This is a genomic window from uncultured Brachyspira sp., from assembly GCF_949287625.1.
Lineage (GTDB): Bacteria > Spirochaetota > Brachyspiria > Brachyspirales > Brachyspiraceae > Brachyspira.
In genome coordinates this window covers 1-24,955 of record NZ_CASEGO010000058.1, presented here as the reverse complement: position 1 = coordinate 24,955, position 24,955 = coordinate 1, and the positions used below count along the sequence as shown (strand labels likewise).

Sequence of the window (24,955 nt, the reverse complement as noted above, 5' to 3'; positions counted from 1 at the left end):
CTAAACTGTCAAAGTTTAAGCCCCAAAATAAAACCTTTATGAATTAGCAAAATTACTCATTTGCACCGAAGGAAGGAAGATACCAAGTAATACCTGTAGTAGTTTCAAATAATACTGGAGAAAGATCCTGATTAGCAACAGCACCAGTTTTACCAGTTACATTACCATTAACATCCATCTCAAAGTACCATTCTAAGTCTTGAACAGGTCTTACATACATTTCAGCATAAGCAGCCCAAGTTAATGCATGAGTTGTTATCTGTGATGCACCTTTTCGTTTTTCTGAGGTTACTTTATAACCTATAGCAGGTTCAAAATAAAGAGACACTACATCGCTGCTTGCTGCCAAAGATAATACAGGTTTGATAGACAAAGAGAAAGGACTAACATCATATATATCTGACTGAGCAGTATTTTCACTTATAGCATAAGCACTTTGACCGCTGTACATGTCTCCTATTGTCAAATAATCAGTATTTAATACTGTTCCTCTTAATGCTTGGTGATAATCTATTCTGATATAAGGATTAACAGTTACATTACCTACTTGAGTATTCAAGAAGTATAATCTTAACTGCATACCAAATACTTCATAAATACTTTTACTGTTTAAAGCATTTTCCCAAGTACCGTTTTTATAATTGAAATCTACCCTTATTAAATTAAATGCATCTATTCCAGTATAATATCTTAATTCTATTTGGTTAAAACCTACCCCAGTAAATTTAGTACCAAGACCATGATCATTATCTGTTACAGCAACCTGTATAGGTATTGCTACTCTCAAGTTGTCATTTAAAGCATTAAATACTAATGTAGGAGTATGTACCTGTAAATATTTATCTATGTAAGTAAAGTTGTATCCTACACCAATACCGAACATATCAGAAGTGTATCCTATACCAGCTGATAATGTAGCATCTAATTGAACATCACTGTTATTTCCAGAAAGAATTTGCTGCCCCATCCAGCCGCCGTCAGCTTTGAAGCCTAATGTACCTTTAATAGTATCATTTCCTAGAACAAAGCCTAACTGTTCCATTCTTGCTCTAAACTGATTTCCATGTACGAGGAAGTTAATCCAGTCATTACCGTCTACACCGTACATACCAAACACTGAGGCACTTGCTATGGTTAACAGAGCCATAGCGGTTAATAAAACCTTTTTCATTTTTGATTCTCCTAATATTTTTATAGTCTTTTGACAGTGCCTACTGAGAGATTGCTTAAGTAACTCAATAGACACCATAAAGATCCTCTACTAATTAGTCTGCATAATTTTTATAAAAAGTCAATATTTTTAATACAAATTATAAAAAAAATATTTCATCAATTAGATAATTACATACAAAAATATAAATTTATAAAATTTCATCACTGTTTTCTAATAATTCATAGGATAGTACGGTTATGTATTTTAGTATTATTTAGTACTATTGTTAAAAATACTATAACTATTACCAAGACATCTGAAAACCAAAGCCTATATATATATCATTCAGAGTAGGGTAGTTTTGAATTACGCTCTTATCAAGGCTTGTAGGAAGTCTTAAAGCTAAAAGTAAATAAGGCTCTCCTGTAACTATATTCTGATACCCTGATACAGGGATACTGGCATCAAATCCTACTTTTAAAGCTGCAGAATGCATATATTCTTTTGAGTAATAAGCAAATCTATATGAAAGCGAAGCAAAGAAATTATCAAAGTATATATGACTTAAATTAAACTTAGAATCCAAATAGCCTAATAGCTCAAAATCGCCTCCCAAAAGAAGACTGCTTTTATATTTTTTCTTCTCTACATATGAATAAAACTCTTCTGGGGCTTTTACTTCTCTGCCTCCAAATACTGTAGAAGAGCCGTCAAATGCTGTATTTGTACCGAAGGCATAAGAGCCGTAAAAACTTGCCCTTATAGGAACATATCTTGTTTGGAACTTTGTACTGAAGTCTATGGCAAATTTATTGTATCTTATAGAGTATGTTGGATATATAGTAATATTAACTAAATCATCTCTGTATGGCTTATCGGTTTGTACTCTGAATATCATTGAGGCTTTTAAAGAAACATTGAAAGTCCATGAAGAGTATTTCCAAGTAAATGCTGATGATGTATTGGTTTGAGGATTGACAAATTCTGAAAATAAAGCACCAGATATTGAAGGCTCTAATAAGAAATGCACTTTATCGCTTTCTGTATTAATTAAAAACTGCATAGCAAGATATGTATTTAATCTCCAATAATTGTAGGTAGAATATACTACATCGCTTTTAAACCCAAAGTATAAAGGATAAAGCATACTAAAAGAAGTAACAGTTAATTCTGTTTGCAGAAAATTAGAAGGTATATCATATCCAAGCCATATTAATGCCAAATTATTTGCAGAAGGTGAAGAGACTACAGATAATATTCCAAGTCCGTTTACTAGAAAAGGAAAAGTTTCATTGATTTGAGGAAGAGGCACCCACATGCTCCAAGGTCTAAAATATTTAAATGCATTATAATTGCCAATCTCCATTTGAGGAGTAAACTCGTATTTATTAATCGTTTTATCAGTATATGTGAAGTTTTTTGTTTGAGATGAATTGTCTGTATACTTCATAAGTCTGTCAAACTCTGAAAATCTGCCTTTATAATAAATACTCTCTCCGGCATATACAGCAGAAAATACTCCGCCTGAATAGTCTTTTGTGTATAGCTTCATACTATTATTGTTTAAATCAATTTCACCTAGTTTATAAAATCTGTCATTATTATTGTATGAAAAAAGAAGTTTATTATTTGAGTATTTTAAATAACGTACATAGTTAAGAGTGTTATCCTTTGTATCAATATATTTTAATGTTTTATTATTATAATTAAATATTGCTATATGTTTTATTCCGTTTTCTGTAACTATTAATGCTATGTTATTATCATCAATGACTGCTGGAGAACTGTATCCGAAATTATCATTGGCTTGTAATAAAATTTCTTTTTCATTATTTTCATTTATGTATACTAAAATAGAATTATGCAGATCCTTTGATATTCCTATAATTCCATTTCTAAAATATCTTGCATACTGCATGTCAAACCATTTTCTTTTTGTTCTTCTTTTTTTATTTAAATCATATTCTTTTATGATATATTTATAAAGTCCTCCATTATACATATATGAAGCTATTAAAGCATTGCTTCCGTCTTTTGATATATCCAAACTTTCAGAATATTGATCTATTAAGAATTCTAATTTCAAATCTTTTTTATTATTTTCATTATTTCTTTTTTCTTTGTATGAATATAAAGCTCCGATATCTCCGTCTATATAGTATAGAGTATCATTGTATGATGCAATATCATTAATAAAAGTTTCTTTATCATTTACTCTTAGTTCTTCGCTTGGATTAATATCTGTAAGAACCAAATAGTTTTGAAAGTCTGACCATATATCAGTAAATTTTATACCATATACTTTTTTAAAAGCTCCGTAAACTCCAGAGTTATAAATAAGAAATGAAAAGCTAAGACTAGTCTGCATTTTTTTCCAAAACTCATTATATTTATCCATTCCGAATCTGTCTTGTAAATATTTTGAAAATAGTCCTCCGTATTCATAATATACATCTCCATAAGGGATTTTAGTCCATAAATAAGATGCTTGAATAGGAGTTCTAAAATTGCCTTCAAAAATATCCTGTCTTAACCTTTGTTTAATAAGCGGGTCATTAGCACGTCCGAAACCTGTAAAACTTTCCATACTCACAGGAGCTCCCTCTATCATAAAAGGCATTGCATTAAGATGTACAAAAGAAGCCCAGTTTCCCATTACTTTTGTAGCAAGTCCAGTATTTTCTGATGCCATAGTTAATAGATGCGTGAGTTCATGTATAAATACTCTTTCAAAGTTATTATCATAGCTAGTGAAATTTTCGTCCATATTGGTATCATAAAGTATAAGGCTTGAAGATGGTATTACCATTGCTGCCGAATTAAATATATTAAAATCAGGTGTTATAGTTATTGGAATTTTTCCTCGTACTGTGCTATTTAAAATTTTAGAGTATTTTTCGTATATATCATCAGCAACTTTTGCAAGGTTTTCAGCTGTTCTTCTGGACTCTATAGGAAAAATAATTTCAAACTTTTCTGTTTGTATGGTATATAATTTTCTAAATGGTTTTAAAACCTGCGTGTATAGAGTTACACTTATATTGATATATACAGCAAATATTAAAGCAAAAAATAAAATGTACTTTTTCATAAATAATAGAATGATAGTATATTATAATTTTTATTTTTTTCCAGTGTGTAGTATATAAGAAATCTATATTTTTATTTTTACTAAAAAAATTACTGTCGATATGCATATTACTCCTAAAGCTGCAAAGAATATAGAAATAATACCTTCAGAAATAGGAAGTTTTATATTTCTTGGGTAATTAGGGTCATACCATAATATTAATTTATCCCCAATTTTTCTAAAAGGATACTCACTCTCTAAAGTTGTATATAGCTTTCCGTATTTATCAGTTTCATAGCTTATAACCATAGTATCTTCGTATCTCATTTTTCTATATTTATATACTTTTTTTCTATGAAGCTGTTCAACTATGCATACTGTATGTATATATTTTTTGTATGTATAAAAAATATGCCAAAAACCGAATATTGAAGCTGAAAGCATAAAAATACCTGCTATAAATAGTATTACTTTAACCATTTTCATTTGCATATTGCTATTATATTTTAGATGATAATATAGTCAATATTTTTGCATTTTATTATTATTGTTTAAAAAAATTCATATTCCAGTATGGTTAGATTAGAAATTATAAAATAGAAGGAGAACTGTCTCTTTGTGAAAAATTTACATTCCAGTATGGTTAGATTAGAAATGCTTCATAAACATCAATTAGAAAATCAAAATATTTAATTTACATTCCAGTATGGTTAGATTAGAAATCTACAATAATAAGTACAGCTGTAAAGGTTATGGCAGATTTACATTCCAGTATGGTTAGATTAGAAATATGGTGTCAATCGCTCATTTGGTGTTAATCGCTCAAAATTTACATTCCAGTATGGTTAGATTAGAAATTCTTTTAAAGTGTATGAACCTTTTAATTTTACATTAATTTACATTCCAGTATGGTTAGATTAGAAATCTTCCTTGTGTAGCCCCCATCACTTGAACATTAAGATTTACATTCCAGTATGGTTAGATTAGAAATTTAATGAGTTATTCTACTTTAGTAAGCAATGCAACATTTACATTCCAGTATGGTTAGATTAGAAATGTAAATATTGAGGCTTCAAGCGGATGTAAAATAGAGAATTTACATTCCAGTATGGTTAGATTAGAAATTATAATTATAATATGTATGATGATATCCATATATTGATTTACATTCCAGTATGGTTAGATTAGAAATTACATTATCATTTGGTTTTAATATTTTTGTTTCTACATTTACATTCCAGTATGGTTAGATTAGAAATAACGCTTCCCATAATGTTCCTGCTCTTGTTTTGTCAATTTACATTCCAGTATGGTTAGATTAGAAATCCACACGTACGCATATGCTTGCCTTTTGAAATCAGCATTTACATTCCAGTATGGTTAGATTAGAAATAAGACAAGAGACCGAATATTATCAAAATAGAGCAAAATTTACATTCCAGTATGGTTAGATTAGAAATAAGCCTGCGGAAACCCGCCGAGTAAACTTGTTTGCTATTTACATTCCAGTATGGTTAGATTAGAAATCGTTTTGCTGTATGCTCGTCGCCAATGCTCATAAATATTTACATTCCAGTATGGTTAGATTAGAAATAAAACATAAATATAATATAATATATAAACAAAAAAAATTTACATTCCAGTATGGTTAGATTAGAAATAATTATTACCACTTAACCAACTACTAAAACTTTGAGATTTACATTCCAGTATGGTTAGATTAGAAATTCAATCTAGCGATACGTCTGCACAAGGTAATTTGGCATTTACATTCCAGTATGGTTAGATTAGAAATAAGAAGAGCAGAAGATTTAACAAAGGCAGGAATGAATATTTACATTCCAGTATGGTTAGATTAGAAATTCTTGAGTTTCTATCTATTTGTATACAGCATAGTATATTTACATTCCAGTATGGTTAGATTAGAAATACATTAGCAAAAAGACTACCACCAGAAATTAAATCATTTACATTCCAGTATGGTTAGATTAGAAATAATAAAGAAAAAAGAAAAATAAAATATTACGCGTGATTTACATTCCAGTATGGTTAGATTAGAAATTATTTTTCTAACTGCGTATGACAAAAAATCAAATTAATTTACATTCCAGTATGGTTAGATTAGAAATAGACTATTATATAAAAAGTTTCCGCAATGGTTATCATTTACATTCCAGTATGGTTAGATTAGAAATATTCCTCCTGAAGAATTTACTGACCCCCAACCTGAGATTTACATTCCAGTATGGTTAGATTAGAAATTACCCTCGTCGAGCCTATAATCTTATTTATAATGAAATTTACATTCCAGTATGGTTAGATTAGAAATAACATCAAAACAAAGACTATCTATATTCAATGTATAATTTACATTCCAGTATGGTTAGATTAGAAATACCCGAAAACAGTACGTTAATGAATTTAGATTACAGATTTACATTCCAGTATGGTTAGATTAGAAATTTAGACATCTCTTTACAAGTTTTAGCCCACATATAATTTACATTCCAGTATGGTTAGATTAGAAATTCATCATCACTAAAAATCATTATAAAGTTACTATTATTTACATTCCAGTATGGTTAGATTAGAAATATTATTCAATTTCCCTATTTTAAAATAATCAACATAATTTACATTCCAGTATGGTTAGATTAGAAATAATATCTATACTAATTAAAAAATGATATTTTTTATAATTTACATTCCAGTATGGTTAGATTAGAAATCTAACTAGCTTTACTATTCTACTCATTAATTCAAGATTTACATTCCAGTATGGTTAGATTAGAAATGAAAATACAAATCGATATACTCCTTAAAATAATCGAAATTTACATTCCAGTATGGTTAGATTAGAAATAAGTAGGGAACATAACAACAATAGGAGTTTAATTTAATTTACATTCCAGTATGGTTAGATTAGAAATTAACTTGTACTGCTTAAATTAGTAGGTGTCAAATCTGATTTACATTCCAGTATGGTTAGATTAGAAATATTTCGTATAACCTATAAATCAAACGCATAGTACAGATTTACATTCCAGTATGGTTAGATTAGAAATTATTTGACTAGCAATATTATTATTTATACTTTGATAATTTACATTCCAGTATGGTTAGATTAGAAATTTATATTAATAATTTGAAAATCGGTTACAGCCCAAGATTTACATTCCAGTATGGTTAGATTAGAAATTAAACCGACAAGCACAGCGTATTTAATATCTCCCCAATTTACATTCCAGTATGGTTAGATTAGAAATGCAATTAATAGAAGCACAAATACTAGGAGAACAAGCATTTACATTCCAGTATGGTTAGATTAGAAATATTTTCTTTGCTTGACTCAAAAAGCGGTATTAAAAGATTTACATTCCAGTATGGTTAGATTAGAAATGCAGTTGCAGTTCCTACTTTTATATCTCTATCAGTATTTACATTCCAGTATGGTTAGATTAGAAATTGTAAAGTTTTTCCAAACGTTCATGTTGAGATTTCAATTTACATTCCAGTATGGTTAGATTAGAAATTCTTTTCCTAGTCCTCTTGACATTATTAAGAATTCATTTACATTCCAGTATGGTTAGATTAGAAATTGTTATCTTTTTGTCTATATTCTGCCTCACTTCCTCAATTTACATTCCAGTATGGTTAGATTAGAAATTGAATCACTACGTAATCCTAGTCCTGTTACTGTTAAATTTACATTCCAGTATGGTTAGATTAGAAATGAAATATATCTCCAGCTTCAGCGCGTTCCAAATAAGATTTACATTCCAGTATGGTTAGATTAGAAATCTTATCTTCATCTACAACAGCGAATACATCATCGTCATTTACATTCCAGTATGGTTAGATTAGAAATGCCTAACCTTTCAGCTATTTGTAGACGTGCGTCAGATTTACATTCCAGTATGGTTAGATTAGAAATGAAAAATATCACCAGGGACACATTCCTGCCACATCAATTTACATTCCAGTATGGTTAGATTAGAAATACGAGGTCGGGTGTCGACTTGTTAAGTCGATAAATAATTTACATTCCAGTATGGTTAGATTAGAAATTTTAAAAGAGAAAGATCCTTTAATTGAAACTCCAGAATTTACATTCCAATATGGTTAGATTAGAAATAGACGATCCTGATTTAAACCTTACTGCTTTCGATAATTTACATTCCAGTATGGTTAGATTAGAAATTTTCTTCATCTTCAGGCTTATCTTCTTTTTTATAAATTTACATTCCAGTATGGTTAGATTAGAAATTTGTATATTACCAGTATACAAGCCCTTAAAAAATCTATTTACATTCCAGTATGGTTAGATTAGAAATTATAACAATAAGCGAAGATAATGAAATAAGTGCTAGATTTACATTCCAGTATGGTTAGATTAGAAATTTTCCAATTTGCATGCTAACTATGCTCCTATCAAAGATTTACATTCCAGTATGGTTAGATTAGAAATTGAAATACCTATCCATATAATACTGAAAATAATCGAAATTTACATTCCAGTATGGTTAGATTAGAAATTTCCGCCTAAAAGTTCCGAGCAATTTCATTACTCGGATTTACATTCCAGTATGGTTAGATTAGAAATATATTTGCCGACATCAATATTATTGGCTTTAACTGATTTACATTCCAGTATGGTTAGATTAGAAATCGTATGCTTGCCTTTTGAAATCGGCCGGCATTTCTGTATTTACATTCCAGTATGGTTAGATTAGAAATGAATAATTGATTTTATTACTAGACTTCAAACTATAAAATTTACATTCCAGTATGGTTAGATTAGAAATATAGCACCGTTCGCACTCTCTCCCTCAACAGCTGAATTTACATTCCAGTATGGTTAGATTAGAAATCAGCATCCCCATACGGGCAGATAGTGCTATATATTTTATATTTACATTCCAGTATGGTTAGATTAGAAATCTGTCCTCAATGTTCATATCATCTGTAGGGGTTACGATTTACATTCCAGTATGGTTAGATTAGAAATCGACCTATATTCACGTTTCGGCATACCAAATAACCCTATTTACATTCCAGTATGGTTAGATTAGAAATCCCACTGCAATTCCCTTTGTCTTTCAAGTATCGGAAGATTTACATTCCAGTATGGTTAGATTAGAAATAAAACCTGCAAAAATTCTTTGGCAGTCAAATTCTTGATTTACATTCCAGTATGGTTAGATTAGAAATTTGCATTAGGTGGAAATGTACCGCTGCTTGAGGCAAATTTACATTCCAGTATGGTTAGATTAGAAATCTACGCTTTCTTTTAAATCTCTTGCCCAAGTAGTATTATTTACATTCCAGTATGGTTAGATTAGAAATCGAAGAAATAATTGAACCATTACACGAGAGATTGACATTTACATTCCAGTATGGTTAGATTAGAAATACGCATACGCTTGACGTTTGAAGTCGGCCGGCATTTATTTACATTCCAGTATGGTTAGATTAGAAATAAGCGGAGTAATGTACACTGATGTATTAAGATTGAACATTTACATTTACATTCCAGTATGGTTAGATTAGAAATTAGTATATTCATATAGTAATCGTTTGGATGGTCTTGATTTACATTCCAGTATGGTTAGATTAGAAATTTTCATTTTTCGCACTCCTTAAGAATTAAAATAAATATTTACATTCCAGTATGGTTAGATTAGAAATTGCTACTGTTTCTGTTCTAATTTTAACGTTGTCGTTATTTACATTCCAGTATGGTTAGATTAGAAATGTAGTTACCCTCGTTTGTAAGGATACCATTGACGAGATTTACATTCCAGTATGGTTAGTACATTCCAGTATGGTTAGATTAGAAATTAGTATATTCATATAGTAATCGTTTGGATGGTCTTGATTTACATTCCAGTATGGTTAGATTAGAAATTTTCCTGTGTGGAAGATTGTAAGCATATTGATAAAAGATTTACATTCCAGTATGGTTAGATTAGAAATGAAGAATTAAAAAAACTTATGCTTGATATAAAAGAATTTACATTCCAGTATGGTTAGATTAGAAATATAGCCCACAGGAACATTAGTGTATTTTATTCGTGCATTTACATTCCAGTATGGTTAGATTAGAAATACATAAAGAACTTAATAGAATTGGAGGAAAAATAAAAATTTACATTCCAGTATGGTTAGATTAGAAATAAATATGTATAGAGATGATCTCTGATAACATATATAATTTACATTCCAGTATGGTTAGATTAGAAATTGAATATATTGCTGAAATATTAGGTATTAGCCTTGATTTACATTCCAGTATGGTTAGATTAGAAATTGAAATCGGCTGGCATTTCCGTTGGTATACAGTTTACATTTACATTCCAGTATGGTTAGATTAGAAATTCTTTTAAGTCCGTATCCTCGCGATACTCTTCGGAAATTTACATTCCAGTATGGTTAGATTAGAAATTGGTATTTCAAATCTACTTCTTATTCGATATTCAGCATTTACATTCCAGTATGGTTAGATTAGAAATAAATGATGTAGATAATCTTCATATAAACGAAGATTATTTACATTCCAGTATGGTTAGATTAGAAATTCGTCTTTCATTTTTAAGAAGTCGCTGTTGAAAGCATTTACATTCCAGTATGGTTAGATTAGAAATTGTGTTGTATTTTTTTCCTGTTAATTTTTCGTGTAGATTTACATTCCAGTATGGTTAGATTAGAAATTGTACCCCTCGTTTAAGGAGTAGAAATGATAAAAAAATTTACATTCCAGTATGGTTAGATTAGAAATTGAACAGCGAAGTACTACAAACATCAGCAAGTCAGGAATTTACATTCCAGTATGGTTAGATTAGAAATACAGAAAGACCACATTACCACATAATGTTAATGATATTTACATTCCAGTATGGTTAGATTAGAAATATTAAAAGAAGCAGTAAAAAACTTTTCTGATAGAACATTTACATTCCAGTATGGTTAGATTAGAAATAATTAAGTTTCTTTTTACTATTCTGTCTTTTAATGTATTTACATTCCAGTATGGTTAGATTAGAAATCCATACGTATGCATATGCTTGGCGTTTAAAATCAGCATTTACATTCCAGTATGGTTAGATTAGAAATTTCTTCTTCGTTTTTACGTATTTTTATGTTTGTGAAATTTACATTCCAGTATGGTTAGATTAGAAATGCTGTATTCCTGCCTGCATTTGCGGTGCTTGTCCTGTATTTACATTCCAGTATGGTTAGATTAGAAATAATATTATAATGCTTTAGCAGAATTAGAAGCAGAGCATTTACATTCCAGTATGGTTAGATTAGAAATTAAACTGTCTTTGAGCTGCTTGAACTTGCTGTAAATTATTTACATTCCAGTATGGTTAGATTAGAAATAAAATGTGTTTTTTGTCTTCAGCGAAAAGTTAATGAAATTTACATTCCAGTATGGTTAGATTAGAAATTGTTCTTATCATATCTGAACTCCTCCTTTTCCAAAGATTTACATTCCAGTATGGTTAGATTAGAAATGCAGGCTGGATAGCAGGAAGCAACGCGGGGAACTAAATTTACATTCCAGTATGGTTAGATTAGAAATAATGAGCCTCTGGAGCTTCATAGATTGAATAGAATATTTACATTCCAGTATGGTTAGATTAGAAATCGGGCTAATTTTTTTTTTGTTAAAGGATTATATATAATTTACATTCCAGTATGGTTAGATTAGAAATTCGATTGCTGTGGGATAAATGGGAAGAGTATATAACATTTACATTCCAGTATGGTTAGATTAGAAATTGTTATTTCATTTGTTCTTATTTTTATCTCTTCAAAATTTACATTCCAGTATGGTTAGATTAGAAATTTTTTTTTAACCGCAAAAAAACAGTATGTTTTATTGATTTACATTCCAGTATGGTTAGATTAGAAATTTTTACAAACTTCTCAATCTAGCGATACATCAGCACAATTTACATTCCAGTATGGTTAGATTAGAAATAGGAAAAAGCATACCACCACCACTTAAATAAGCCATATTTACATTCCAGTATGGTTAGATTAGAAATATAGCCGTTTAATGCTTTTTCTATACGAACGCACCAATTTACATTCCAGTATGGTTAGATTAGAAATGTAGGGCAACAAGTACCAAACGTAGCAAACAATGCATTTACATTCCAGTATGGTTAGATTAGAAATAAATCAGTAGAGCGTTATAGACAAAATACTAGTAAGAATTTACATTCCAGTATGGTTAGATTAGAAATCCGTATATTCAAAACTATTTTTACAATTTACATATTTAATTCGCTTAAATGCACAAATATATAATTAAAAAACAGTTAATAAATATATTTTTGTCAAAAATCTTCTGTCGATTAAGCAGAATTTTATAACAATTACGCTTCGACAATAAATTTATTTTATATAAAATTAGAAGTTTTGTCAATGCTTTCTTCTACCAAAAACTCTTTATCAAGCCATTTTTCATTACGGCTTTTAAAAACTATACAAGAATCTTTTTCTTTTCTTAAAATGTCAAAGAGCTTATTTTTTAATTCCAAATACTGCACTTTTGAGAGTTCTCCCTCAAAGACAGATTTTTGTATATGATTAAGATATGCCTTGCAAGTCTTAAAAACTGTTCTTGCAACTCTAGTACCATCTTCGTCATCTGTTTGTATATCATAAACTAATATTAAATACATTGTTTCTTACCACCATATTACAAAAGGTTTATATTCTTTTTCATTAAGCAAATGTTTAGAGATTTTATAAAGTTCTAATCTAATTAAATGCTTATATGATACATCTCTTTTCAAACTTCTATGATTTATAGTAGTGGTAAGTCTTTTTTCGAATTCTTCCATTATTGTTTTTAATGCTTTATCTTTTAGCCTCAAAAAATTACTGTCTCTATCAAAATCATTTTCGCTTATCATCTTTTTATTTAATAATGAAAAGATAAGTCTGTCAACTATTAATGGCTTAAAAATTTCTGCTGTATCAAGTGATAATGAGAATCTTTTTACAGAAGGCTCATGCAAATAACTTATAGTAGGATTTAATTGTGTTTTATAAATCTCTGATAATACCTTGGTATAGAGTACAGAGTTTAAAAAACTTATAAGTGAGTTTATCATATTATCAGGCGGACGCTTTACTCTTTTTTCAAAATCTATTTCCTGATTAATAATTTTTTTCCAGGAGCTGTAATAAACTTTATGAATATTGCCTTCTATTCCCATTATCTCATTAATATTATAATACAAATCTATACTTGATTTTAATTTTTCTATACTTTTAATTTCTTCTTTCAAATCACGTCCTCTATTGTCATAATATTTTAAATTTCTTAGTATATTGTCAGAAGCTCCATAAACAAATTTTTTGGCAAGCAATATCCTCTTATCATAATCACTGTAATGCATAACCTGATGAACAAGTAAATCTCCAGAAACTAATTTTTCTCTAGGATAAAAACTCCCAGAATAAAACTCATAATAATTAAAAAAATGCACACATATCCCAATTTGCGATAAAAAATTAAGAAGTTTAGTATTTATTGTAATTTCAGAAAAAATATATATATCATAAATTATCTGTATAGGTAAATCTCTTTTCTCTCCGTTTGACTTGATAAACTGAAGTGTATTATCTTTTCTTTTAAGCTCGCCGCTTGAAAACAAATAATAAGATTTACTCATGAAAATAACTTCCTTTATTTATATTTTTTTTATATATAACAAAACTCATAATAAGCACATTTTTTACAAGCACTTTTATTAACAGCTTCTGGTATATTTTCTTCTTTGATAATTTTATTTATAAGCTCAAGTCTCTCTAAAATTTTTTCATCATCTCCTTCTTCAAGGAGCACTTCTTCTTTATATCTTTTTGACGGTATATTTAATTCTCCTTTTATATCATCAAATCCGTACTCTTTTAATATAAATAGATAATATTTTATTTGATTAATAGCCATTTGTTTTTCTTTGTCTGATTTTTTTATTTCATGCACTACATTATTTTTTAAAAAGTCTATATTAACTTTATTATCTATCATAAAATTATGTTTTTGATTAGCATAAGTATTCTCATCAATAAACTTTCCAATCTGCACAAGCTCACTCTCTCCCTCAAAAGATAAATTATGATAAGAAAGCCAAACCTTTCTCATACATAAAAAACTATATGAATAAATTGTACCTGTTACATAATTTATATTTTCTTTCATCATAATAGAACTAATCCATAAGAATAGAATTATCTTTTTTATCAAGAAGTCCTAATTCCTCATTGTATTCCAATTCAACAATAAATATTTTATTTGTTTTATTCCTATTTAAATTTATTTCAATACCACAATAATTTTTTATCTTTTTATAAGTTTTTATAGGTACTGTAAAGCCAAGAAGTTCATTTTTTTTCTTTAATAATTTTTCATACATCTCTTTACTAAGTTTATCCATATTAAGTAATTTTGTATATTCATCTATAATATTATTTTCTTCATTTATCAAATTATTATAAATACTTGACGGCATAACAGTAACATTATCTATTTTTCTAAAAAGCCTCTCACAATCACCTTTATCTATAGATGCGGGGGGAAGATCTTTTATTTGTTTCAAAGTATTTTTTATTTGTTTGAGATAATTACTATTTTTTAATATTTCTTCATCATAAACTTTATTAATAAAGTCTTGTTTATCTTCTTCTGTCAATATTTTATTATCATAATCTTTTAAAAACATTTTTGAATTGTTGTATATTTCTTTATCATATACATTTCCGTATCCATCTTTAGTATCATAAATAAATATATTAGGCTCATTCTTATTATAAACTCTGTCTCTGTAAACTCTCCCCATTCTCTGAAGCAAGCTGTCGGCCGAAGACATATCTGTATGAAGCTCATCAAAATCTATATCCAAACTAGCTTCTACTATTTGTGTAGAAATCCATATACCGAAAGCTTCTTCTCTTTTACTAATATCATTTGGGGCAAAATTTTTTATGTCATCTTCTTTTTTCTTTCTCTCTTTCATTAGAAATCTTGAATGAAGAAGATTAATATTTTTTATATTATACTCTTTTAAAATATTATAAACTTCCTGAGAATGTTTTACTGTATTGCATATTACAAGAACCTTTTTATTTTCAGCACTTTTTATTATATTATCATAATTAAAAATATCTTCATCAATGAATTTTATAAAATGCCTTTTTATACTTTCATTATTTTTATCTTTTTTTAAAAATGCTTTACTCGGCATTTCAAAATTAATATTATTTTCTTCCATCAATTTTTTTACTATAGGAGGAAAAGTAGCAGTCATTATACAGAATTTACCTCCTATATCATTTATAACTTTAAGTCCGTAAATTATAAAAGCTATTATTTCCGGCGTGTATGATTGTATTTCATCAATAATTAATTTGCTGTATTTCAAAGTAGCTGGAAAAATTTCTGTACCTAAAGATTTAAACACAAAATAAAAAAGCTGATCAATAGTACAAACTGTAAAAGGAAATGATAATTTTTTACTTTTATTATATTTATCAAGCACATCATCAATAGACAAATCATTATCAAGCATATCATTAATACTATCAGAATGTAAGAAAGTTATTTTTTCTTTATCATAATAATTATTTTCTATTCTCTCATAAATAGCATTAATAGAAACTTTAAGAGGAAGAGTATAAAAAGTTTTTGATTTACCTGCCCAAAGCAAAGCACCTTCAGTTTTACCAATACCAGTAGAAGCAATAACAATAACATTTTTATCTTTATTTTCAAGCATATATTTTTGGCATTCATTAGCCTCAAATTTTGATAATACTTTTTTAGAAGCATTATCGCTTTCTATTTCAATAGAATCATCATAAGCACTAGCCGCATAATCTATTTTGTTGAGCATTCCTTTTATAATGATAAACTTAATCCAGAAATTGTATTTATCTTTATCTTCTATTTTTTTGCTCAGTATTCCATTATTAAGTATAACATTAAGGTGTATACACAATTCTTTAGGAATTATATTTTTATCAAAATATTTTATGTAATATAGAAGTTCTTCATTCACTACATATTTTATATTATATTGTGAAATATCAATAGTCTTATTATGGTGATTATATATAGCACTAACTAAAGCTGCTATTTGAATTTTATCAAACTTTTTTTTTAATATTGAGTAATCCAAAAAAGCACAGCTTAGTACTCCATGAGGTATTTCTTTACTGTTAGTATATAAATAATCAAATTTGCTATCAAGTTTATAATATCTATTTATGTTAATATTTATTCTATTTTGAAATCTACTATTTATTTTGCCTATATCATGATACTTACATGCGATCTCTATTAAATCTAATTCTTTTTCATCTTCAAATATATTCTTATATATTTTTTTAAACTTATAAAAAATTTCTAATAATTTATTAGTATGTTCTTTTATAGTCTGAATAGGTTGAGATTTTGCTAAAAAAACATATTCTTCTTTAGGCATAAAATACCCCTATATTATCGTAATCTACTAAAATTGGTTTTTCAAAATATATAGTAGAATTACTTCTTTTTATATATTTTACATCTGTTTTATGTTTCCATTTTCTACTTTTTGAATTAGAACTTTTTGTATCAAATTCTTTATTCAATTTATAATTCATTCCTAACATATCATAATTAATAATGTTATTGAAATATGAAATAGGTATATAAGCATCATATTTTAACTCTATTTCAGTTGTTTCCTTTAGTTCAATGCATCTAACAAAATCTATTCTCAAAATATCTTCATACCTTCCAAGTGAAGGATATATTGAAGGTTTTTTTAATTTTTGTTCTATTTCATTTAATAAATTTTGATTTTTAGGTATTATATGAATTATTAATTTTACATCTATTAAAAGTTCTGAATAACCTAATCCTTTAGTAATACCATCTTTACCTTTTCCTGTTTTATCTTCAAAATTTTTTCTAAAATATTCTGTTGTACCGCCAATTCCTTCTCCTTCATTTCTATAAACAAAATAATTGTGCCTTGTACTAATAGAATATTTATTATCCTTTTTTTTATAAGTATAAGGTTCAAATGGCATTCCGAAAAAATATTTAGTATACATTTCTGCAACAGAGCTTGAGCTAATACCTTGTATACTTACATACATATCATTATAATTTTTAAAATCACATAATTTATGTATCATACCTATGACTGTTGAATATGGAGGTAGGGGGTAGGTTTCTTGAAATTGAATACTTATAGGTTTTTTATAATTTGCCATATTTTGATAGCATTCTATTTTTATAGCTTTATCATACATAATATTTATCTACCTTTTTATAAAGTAAATCAAAAACTTCTTTTATTGTTTTTATATCTTTAAAAGCTTCTTTTATATCTTCTGAATTATTAAATATAGAGTCTGAATATCCTATAATAGTATTTTCTTTTATTTCATCATCAAGATTTTCTAATGTACTCTTTATTTCCTTTATATCTAATTTAAGACTATTTTCTACTAAATGCAGTTTATTCTCAAAGAAAGGATTTTTTATATTATATATTCCTCCTATTACAAATATAGGAGTTAAATTCTCTCTTCTTCCTCTTATATCTCTATATAAATTTTTTAGTACTTTTAGGAATTCTTTAACTCTTTTTGCTTTTTCTACATTAGGTATTTCTTTTTCATCACCTTTTTCATTTTCATCTATTCCAATATTATCCAAATCTATAACAATAGTATATGTATATAATGATTTATGAATTTCTACTTGAACTAAACTATTGTTAAGTCCATGTTTTCTTTTAGCAATTCCAGAATTTGTTAAAAAATCTAAATTACTATTATATGGCTCCATTGATATTGCATTACTAAGTCTTACAACAGCACTTCTAGTTACTGCTGATGATTCTTCATCTGAATTAGTTTTCATATATCCAAATAAATCTATTTCTGCAAAATCTTTTATTTTAGCATTTGGAGCAAATTGTACAACTTTTCTATTTCCCTTTCCTTTAGCTTCAACTTCTGTTTTTTTCCAATCATATTCATCAATTAATTGATTTATAATACTATAACGTAATGCTTGTCTTGATATATATGTATATATGTTGCCGTCTGCCCTACTTATTTTTTTTAATGAAGAATAATTACTTCCGCCTTCTCCATAATTTGAACTTTCTAATTCACAAATTATACTTAAAGTTAATCCTTGATTTTTATTATTCATTTTTTACTCCTTTTTTATAATCTTGAGATTTAAGACCTAATATAAAGGCATATCCAATTTCTTTAAAATCTTTAATATTTGAAGCTTCTGAAATTATTTTTGGTATTTTTAAATCATTAGACACGTATATTCTTATTACCGTACTGTAAAATGTATCTATATTTCCAACTTGTACAGAATTTAGTAATTGATATACAAATCCTTTAATTTTATTATCAGCTTCTTTTGGATCTCCTAAATCTTTTTTTAATTTGTAACCTGCTTTACGAGCTCTTTTAGCTTTTCCTATTATTTCATTATTTTTTTCTTCATTATCTGTCATTTTATATCCTCCTTTATAATGTTGTTGTTTTATTTGTATCTTTAATAATGAGTATAAATAATTTATATTCATTGTAGGATTTTTTTCTGATAAAAATGAAGCTATGATATTATGAATTAAATTATAATGATTGCAATAATTAAATATATTTTTTAAACATTCATCAAATATATTTATTTTGTTTTTTTTATTATCAAATAAATTAATGGGTTTAATTTTAGATAGTGTATTAAGTTCTTTTTTACAATTATATATTATGTTTAGTATATCTTTTGTAATTATTTCTATTGAATAGTATTTGTTAGTTTGTATTTTACTTATAATTTGTATTGAATTTAATTCTAGAGTTTTTAATTCTAATATTTTATTCATTATTAGATTTATAATATTTATTTTTACAAGTTTAGTTTCAAAAGATTTATTTATATCTATTAGACTGGAGATACTATCATTGCTATTAGCAAATATTATACCATTATTTGTACTATTAAAACCAATAATAGAACATATATAAATCATATTGCATATTGGGCATATATATGTATCAGGTTTTTTATTCCAATATACAGAAGTCTTTTTACTCATATCCTCAACAGAAGAAACTAAAAAACTTATTTTTATTTTATCATTACTAGAAATATTTCTATCACAAATTATACAGTTTGAATATTTATATGATTTATTATTATTTTTTAATTTTATATAGTCAATATTTTTTTCTATTAAATCAATTTTAATAGATTCAAAAAAATCTATATTTCTTCTAATAGAATATCCTTTTTGTTGTGGAAAATATTGTAAAAATAATATATTATAATAAATTAATTTCATCTTATTTAATGCTATTTGTGATATTGTTAAATACTTTTTTAATTTTATATTTTTTATATCATTTAAATATTCTATTATAGTTGCTAGTAGTTTTAATTCTTCTTCAAATTTATCTTCTTTATCTAATTTTTTATTCTTCTTAATATTATTTCTAGATTTTATTATTTCCATAAATTTATTATCATTAAGAATATTGCAAACTGTATTAACATATTTGCCATCAAATATTTTATAATAATAATCTATATTATCTTTATTTATCTTTTCAATATTCAAATTGCATAATTTGTATATTGATGTACTAGTTTGAAATTTTTTTAATAAAATAGCTATATATGAATTAGTTATATCATAAATTTTATTTTTTATGAAAATTTTATTAACATATAATGTTTGCCCTTCATAATAAAAATCTTTTCTATCTTCTAAACTTTCGCCTTTTGATGCCTTTGCTTCTTCCAAAACTTCTATAAACCCTATAATACCCGCATTAAAAAGAAAGGTGTCAAGATTAATTTCAAAATATTCTTCTTCAAGGTTATTGTTTTGATTATCTTCTAAATTTAATTCATGCTGACTAGATTTTTTTGTTTTTGTCATAATAAAAATTCCTTAAATAAAAAATATTATAAAACTTCAAATAGTCCGAAACCATCGCTTCTTCTGCTTCCTATACCTGTTTTGTAGAGATTGTTTAATAGCTTAATGTCGCCTTCCAAACAGAATTTACCGTAAGAAACATTTATTAACAATTCTTTGAAAGGTACAACTGTTGTTTTTGATTCTTCTTGTATAATATTGCCGTTATTGTCTGTCAGATTTAATGGCGTCAATTTTATTTGAGAACTTTCAAAATCAAACTCTTTTGCAAGTCTTTCTGCCGATTGATTTAGAATAGAATTAAAATTATCATCTTTAAATGTTACATATATATCTTTATTAGTTTCTCTGTTATGATTTCTAAGTACTAATGGGCTTAAAAATTTTATTAATATTTTATTTTGTTTTATAGGCTTTTCATTTTGCATAGTTATTTTTTTTAATGTCATAATCATTTGGCTTTTGGTGTTTTCATCTTTAGGATATTTTTTGTTTAGCATATTATTAAAAGAATTATAAAGCTCTATAAATAATTCATTATCAAATATAGAAAAAGTTACATTTATATATGATTTGCCTTTGTCTGTTAAAGAAATTTCTATATTATCATTATTAATCTTAGCATCAGGTAAAAATACTCCGAATGTAAATGCTTTCATTTTTGTATTATCTTTATAAAGTATATCGTATGTATTTGGCGAATAATTTTTTAATGCATTTTTAATGAAGCTTATTATTGTTAATCTGTATTCTTTGCTTATTATGTTGTTTTCAAGTTCAAAATTTAAATTTATACGCATAAAAATATCCTTTTCTTTCATTTATTAATTATTTATTTCAGATATCAGTAACTAGTATAGTAAAAATGAGTACTGTTGTCAATAAAAAATACAGTATAATTTATTATAATATTGTATTTTTGTTTTGTAATCAATATATAGTTCATATTTTGTAAGATTATAGTGTTGAAAAATAGTTTTATTAAACAAAATAATTTTTTATAATAAAAATAAATATTTTCATTATGTTTTTTTATTGAAATATTTATATATTGTTATATTATAGTTGTAAAAATATATTTAAAGGAATAATTTGATGAAAAGAATTATTGTAACAGGCGGGTCTGGTTTTTTAGGCTCGCATCTATGCGAAAGATTATTAAAAGAAGGCAATTATGTAATATCTATTGATAATTTTTTTACAGGCTCTAATGAAAATATAAAACATTTAATGAATAATAAAAATTTTGAAAGTATAAGACATGATATAACAGAGCCTATACATATAGAATGTGATGAAATATATAATTTTGCATGTCCTGCTTCCCCTATACATTATCAAAGAAATCCAGTACATACATTTAAAACCAGTGTTTTTGGAATACTTAATATGCTTGATTTGGCAAGAAACTGCAATGCCAGAATACTTCAGGCATCAACAAGCGAAGTATATGGAGATCCTTTAGAACATCCGCAGCAGGAAAATTATTGGGGACATGTTAATCCTAATGGTATAAGAAGCTGCTATGATGAGGGTAAAAGAAGTGCTGAAACTTTGATGATGGATTATCATAGACAGTATAATACAGATATAAAAATTATAAGAATATTTAATACCTATGGACCAAGAATGAATGAAAATGACGGAAGGGTAGTATCTAATTTTATTATACAGGCATTAAAAAATATAGATATAACAGTTTATGGAGATGGAAGTCAGACAAGAAGTTTCTGCTATTGTGATGATTTGATAGACGGAGCTGTACGAATGATGAACAGTGAAAACTTTATAGGACCTGTTAATTTGGGTAATCCTTATGAGATGACAGTTTTAGAGTTTGCTCAAAAGATAATAGACATGACTAATTCAAAATCTGAAATAGTGTTTAAAGATCTTCCTAAAGATGACCCTGTAAAAAGACAGCCTAATATAACTTTGGCTAAAGAAAAACTTAATTGGACTCCTAATTATAAACTAGAAGAGGGGCTTAAAAAAACTATTGAATATTTTGATAATTATTTAAAAAACAAATAATATTTTAAATTATATATAAAAATATGTAAATCAAATTTATAATCATACATCTATTTGATTGTAAATTTGATTTTTTTTTCTTTCATGCTAAAATATAAGTAAACATAATATAAACAGGAATAATCATAAATGAAAGAACTACCAAATTTAATTACATTGATAAACTCTATTAAAGGTGAGATTTGCTATTCTTATATTAATAAAATAGTAGCTATAGATAAACAATATAAAGAAATGGAAGATATAGAGGGGCAGAAAATTATAGATGTACTAAGATACGGCGGTTATATGCATTTTCAATTTTCTCAAGATGCTATGCTTGTAGATTTAGGTCCTAACGGATCTTTTGTACTTACAGAAGATGATACATATGATAATAGTATCATTAAATTAGAAACTGATCATGGAAACTTTTTTGTTGTAGATGACAGTAAGAATAATAAAGAAGAGATAACTAAGATAATACCTATATGGAAAGATTCTACTACAATGCCTCAAATAGGATACGATCCTCTTACCAAGCAGTTTAATTATAATTTATTCTGTCAATTACTTGCTGATAATGATACTACTGTAGAGAAATTAATAAAAAATCCTCTGATATTAAGCGGTATAGGCAATGTATACGGAGATATGATACTAAAAAAATCTTCCATTACTAAAAAAACTAAAACTTCAGAAATAACTAAAGTTAAAGCCAGAGAGATATTTGATGCTATAAAGCAGGTTTTAAGAGAGGCATCTGGAAATACAGAAGAAGATGACAGTGATATGTCTGAAGAATAATAGATTTTATAGTTATAGTATAAAAATTATTTGTTTATGATTTTCTATATCTTTTAATAAACAAATATAATTGTATTTAAATATCTGTAATAATACTCTTAGTTAATCATCATAAAAATATTATAATAAATAACCCAATGAATAAATAAAAATCCATTGGGTATTTTCATTAATATATTATAATCATAGGAAGTTTCAAATTTATTATAAAAAATCAATAGAACAATTCAGGTTCAGCTCTTCTTTCAAACTGCTTTTCAAGGTCATGCTGATGATATAGGAAGCCCTCATCATCATAATATCTGCAATGCTCAGGACATTTTTTTATGCAGGCTCCGCATTTTATGCATTTACCTACATATTTAGTAATATCATCAAAATCTATAGAGGCAAGCGGGCATACATGGGCACAAGTTTTGCAGTTGGTACATTTAGAAGTATCCACTTTGGGTTTTACTTTAAGTATATCGATGGCATGTTCATGTTCATCTCTAGGAATATAGTAAGGACGTATAGGATCATTTCCACGTACTTTTATAGGTTCAGAAGGTATTGCTTCATTGTTTTTTATTTTTTCAACAGCCTTATTGGCAAATGTTAAAGCTATTTCCATATCCTTTTCATCGGGTCTGTGTGCAGCAAGCACATATGAAAAGGCATGCTCTCCTATAAATCCAGCACCAGCTATTGTATGAAAGCCATTATCTTCCATAGTGTTTCTAAGCTCTATTAAAGAATCATCAAAATTTCTGTTTCCGTATAAAACTACTGGTATAGCCAAAGCCCCATTTGCTTTAATATTATTTTTATAAAAAGGAAGCATAACATTAGGGATTCTTCCTGCATATGTAGGACTTCCGCATACTACAAGCTCTCCCTCTTTAAACTCCAATACTTGTTCTCTGTTTTTTGGTAAAGAGAAATTGATTTTTTCAAAAGGAACATTTAACTGTTTTGCGATATTTTCCCCTATAAAAGAAACTATCTTTTGTGTTGTGCCTGTTGCACTATAATATATTGAATATACTTTATTTACAAACATATGATATACTCCCTTCAAGTATTTTAATTGTATGATATATATTATGTAAATTTATTTTTATATGTCAATAGTAAAGCATTAAAAAAATAAAAAAGTGGTTTTTGTTCTTGATTTAAGTTTTTATTTATTTAATTAAAATAGCTGTTTGTAACAATAATTTTATTAATTTCAAGAAGTCTTTTAATTCTTATATAATTAAAACATGTATTTTCACTAATAATATTTATAGCAGCATGTTTAAAATTCATTCTTTATACTTATTTTAAGATTAAAGTCTACCTTATAAAAAAGTTCTCATTACAAACCAGTCTCTAATATTTACTTGATATAAAAAGCATTCATATATTTTTTATTAGCTTATGTATTATTACCATTATTATAGACTTATATTAATATACCTAAGCAGATATAGTTTGTCAAAAAATAAATTTTTAAATTTTAGATTTGTGTGGACTAGCCCTGCGAAGCACACAGTCGTGCCCGCTCTACGTGCCTTCGGCAACCCCCAGTTCTTTTGTGACGCTGTACGCCTCGCTCTGCGTGCCGTAGGCAGGTGTGACACAAAGAACCAAAAAGACTGCATTTTTAGCCCAAATTTCGGGTATTACCATACATTTAATACATATCTTTGAAATATAAAGTTCTAGCAATTGCGTTTTTCGTGAAACGTATCCGAAGGATAAAAACTTTGGCGAAGCCCGCAGAGCGTGTGCGACAAAAAAGTTGATAATTCTATATAATGTACATCGGTTGACAAAATGAAATCGTTCCAGTATATACTGAAAATTTTTAAGTTTGTCAATTTTTTAATTTATAGTATAATCAAAATATGGATTTTAATTTAACAGACGAAGAAATAAAATTTTTGAAATCTTTTCATA

The 24,955-nt window shown here is 27.0% G+C and carries 14 protein-coding genes and 1 CRISPR repeat array; of the genes, 2 read left to right on the top strand and 12 right to left on the bottom strand.

Annotated elements, in window-relative coordinates:
* Positions 1-52: 52 nt before the first annotated feature.
* The 11 genes from Q1X91_RS09825 to cas6 form a co-directional block, all read right to left on the bottom strand.
* A complete protein-coding gene (locus Q1X91_RS09825; protein WP_300756556.1) occupies positions 53-1,171 on the bottom strand; it encodes a cell surface protein in 1,119 nt (372 codons plus the stop codon).
* Positions 1,172-1,457: 286 nt separating this feature from the next.
* On the bottom strand, positions 1,458-4,244 hold the full coding sequence (locus Q1X91_RS09820) for a TreP protein (protein ID WP_300756553.1): 2,787 nt from the start codon (positions 4,242-4,244) through the stop codon (positions 1,458-1,460).
* Between the two features lie 63 nt (positions 4,245-4,307).
* Positions 4,308-4,709, bottom strand: coding sequence for a hypothetical protein (locus Q1X91_RS09815; RefSeq protein ID WP_300756550.1), 402 nt, complete (start codon positions 4,707-4,709; stop codon positions 4,308-4,310).
* Between the two features lie 73 nt (positions 4,710-4,782).
* A CRISPR array of direct repeats spans positions 4,783-12,478; the repeat unit is 31 nt; unit sequence ATTTACATTCCAGTATGGTTAGATTAGAAAT.
* A 156-nt stretch (positions 12,479-12,634) separates the two neighbouring features.
* Entirely contained in the window at positions 12,635-12,919 is a 285-nt protein-coding gene (gene cas2 / locus Q1X91_RS09810) for a CRISPR-associated endonuclease Cas2 (RefSeq protein WP_300756547.1), read from the bottom strand.
* Positions 12,920-12,925: 6 nt separating this feature from the next.
* Positions 12,926-13,918, bottom strand: coding sequence for a type I-B CRISPR-associated endonuclease Cas1b (gene cas1b / locus Q1X91_RS09805; RefSeq protein ID WP_300756544.1), 993 nt, complete (start codon positions 13,916-13,918; stop codon positions 12,926-12,928).
* 29 nt (positions 13,919-13,947) lie between these two features.
* Positions 13,948-14,451: a CRISPR-associated protein Cas4 gene (locus Q1X91_RS09800; protein WP_300756541.1), complete on the bottom strand. Its 504-nt coding sequence runs from the start codon at positions 14,449-14,451 to the stop codon at positions 13,948-13,950.
* A 7-nt stretch (positions 14,452-14,458) separates the two neighbouring features.
* Positions 14,459-16,729 carry a CRISPR-associated helicase Cas3' gene (cas3, locus tag Q1X91_RS09795; RefSeq protein WP_300756539.1) on the bottom strand — a complete coding sequence of 757 codons (2,271 nt, stop codon included), beginning with the start codon at positions 16,727-16,729 and terminating at the stop codon, positions 14,459-14,461.
* Positions 16,722-17,546, bottom strand: a complete 825-nt coding sequence (gene cas5b, locus Q1X91_RS09790; protein ID WP_300756536.1) for a type I-B CRISPR-associated protein Cas5b — start codon at positions 17,544-17,546, stop codon at positions 16,722-16,724. The genes cas3 and cas5b overlap by 8 nt, the downstream gene beginning before the upstream one ends.
* Positions 17,539-18,459 carry a type I-B CRISPR-associated protein Cas7/Cst2/DevR gene (gene cas7i, locus Q1X91_RS09785; protein WP_300756533.1) on the bottom strand — a complete coding sequence of 307 codons (921 nt, stop codon included), beginning with the start codon at positions 18,457-18,459 and terminating at the stop codon, positions 17,539-17,541. Before cas7i ends, cas5b begins: the two co-directional genes overlap by 8 nt.
* A complete protein-coding gene (locus Q1X91_RS09780) occupies positions 18,452-20,212 on the bottom strand; it encodes a Cas8a1 family CRISPR/Cas system-associated protein (protein ID WP_300756531.1) in 1,761 nt (586 codons plus the stop codon). Before Q1X91_RS09780 ends, cas7i begins: the two co-directional genes overlap by 8 nt.
* 26 nt (positions 20,213-20,238) lie before the next feature.
* Positions 20,239-21,012 (bottom strand): CRISPR-associated endoribonuclease Cas6, encoded by a 774-nt coding sequence (cas6, locus tag Q1X91_RS09775; protein WP_300756528.1) that lies wholly within the window; start codon positions 21,010-21,012, stop codon positions 20,239-20,241.
* A gap of 295 nt (positions 21,013-21,307) precedes the next feature.
* Between cas6 and Q1X91_RS09770 the strand changes: the two genes are divergently transcribed.
* Both Q1X91_RS09770 and Q1X91_RS09765 read left to right on the top strand, forming a co-directional pair.
* On the top strand, positions 21,308-22,246 hold the full coding sequence (locus Q1X91_RS09770; protein ID WP_300756525.1) for a UDP-glucuronic acid decarboxylase family protein: 939 nt from the start codon (positions 21,308-21,310) through the stop codon (positions 22,244-22,246).
* 129 nt (positions 22,247-22,375) lie between these two features.
* The gene (locus Q1X91_RS09765; protein WP_300756523.1) at positions 22,376-23,032 is read left to right on the top strand and encodes a DNA-formamidopyrimidine glycosylase family protein; all 657 of its coding nucleotides are present in this window, start codon (positions 22,376-22,378) and stop codon (positions 23,030-23,032) included.
* Positions 23,033-23,246: 214 nt separating this feature from the next.
* Here the strand turns inward: Q1X91_RS09765 and Q1X91_RS09760 are convergent, their stop codons facing one another.
* Positions 23,247-24,074, bottom strand: a complete 828-nt coding sequence (locus Q1X91_RS09760) for an EFR1 family ferrodoxin (RefSeq protein WP_300756520.1) — start codon at positions 24,072-24,074, stop codon at positions 23,247-23,249.
* Positions 24,075-24,955 lie beyond the last annotated feature (881 nt).

What these genes read in the sequence shown, in the direction of transcription:
- Q1X91_RS09825 (WP_300756556.1), bottom strand. Translation starts at nt 1,171, where the DNA reads ATGAAAAAGGTTTTATTAACCGCTATGGCTCTGTTAACCATAGCAAGT.
- Q1X91_RS09820 (WP_300756553.1), bottom strand. Translation starts at nt 4,244, where the DNA reads ATGAAAAAGTACATTTTATTTTTTGCTTTAATATTTGCTGTATATATC.
- Q1X91_RS09815 (WP_300756550.1), bottom strand. Translation starts at nt 4,709, where the DNA reads ATGAAAATGGTTAAAGTAATACTATTTATAGCAGGTATTTTTATGCTT.
- cas2 (WP_300756547.1), bottom strand. Translation starts at nt 12,919, where the DNA reads ATGTATTTAATATTAGTTTATGATATACAAACAGATGACGAAGATGGT.
- cas1b (WP_300756544.1), bottom strand. Translation starts at nt 13,918, where the DNA reads ATGAGTAAATCTTATTATTTGTTTTCAAGCGGCGAGCTTAAAAGAAAA.
- Q1X91_RS09800 (WP_300756541.1), bottom strand. Translation starts at nt 14,451, where the DNA reads ATGATGAAAGAAAATATAAATTATGTAACAGGTACAATTTATTCATAT.
- cas3 (WP_300756539.1), bottom strand. Translation starts at nt 16,729, where the DNA reads ATGCCTAAAGAAGAATATGTTTTTTTAGCAAAATCTCAACCTATTCAG.
- cas5b (WP_300756536.1), bottom strand. Translation starts at nt 17,546, where the DNA reads ATGTATGATAAAGCTATAAAAATAGAATGCTATCAAAATATGGCAAAT.
- cas7i (WP_300756533.1), bottom strand. Translation starts at nt 18,459, where the DNA reads ATGAATAATAAAAATCAAGGATTAACTTTAAGTATAATTTGTGAATTA.
- Q1X91_RS09780 (WP_300756531.1), bottom strand. Translation starts at nt 20,212, where the DNA reads ATGACAAAAACAAAAAAATCTAGTCAGCATGAATTAAATTTAGAAGAT.
- cas6 (WP_300756528.1), bottom strand. Translation starts at nt 21,012, where the DNA reads ATGCGTATAAATTTAAATTTTGAACTTGAAAACAACATAATAAGCAAA.
- Q1X91_RS09770 (WP_300756525.1), top strand. Translation starts at nt 21,308, where the DNA reads ATGAAAAGAATTATTGTAACAGGCGGGTCTGGTTTTTTAGGCTCGCAT.
- Q1X91_RS09765 (WP_300756523.1), top strand. Translation starts at nt 22,376, where the DNA reads ATGAAAGAACTACCAAATTTAATTACATTGATAAACTCTATTAAAGGT.
- Q1X91_RS09760 (WP_300756520.1), bottom strand. Translation starts at nt 24,074, where the DNA reads ATGTTTGTAAATAAAGTATATTCAATATATTATAGTGCAACAGGCACA.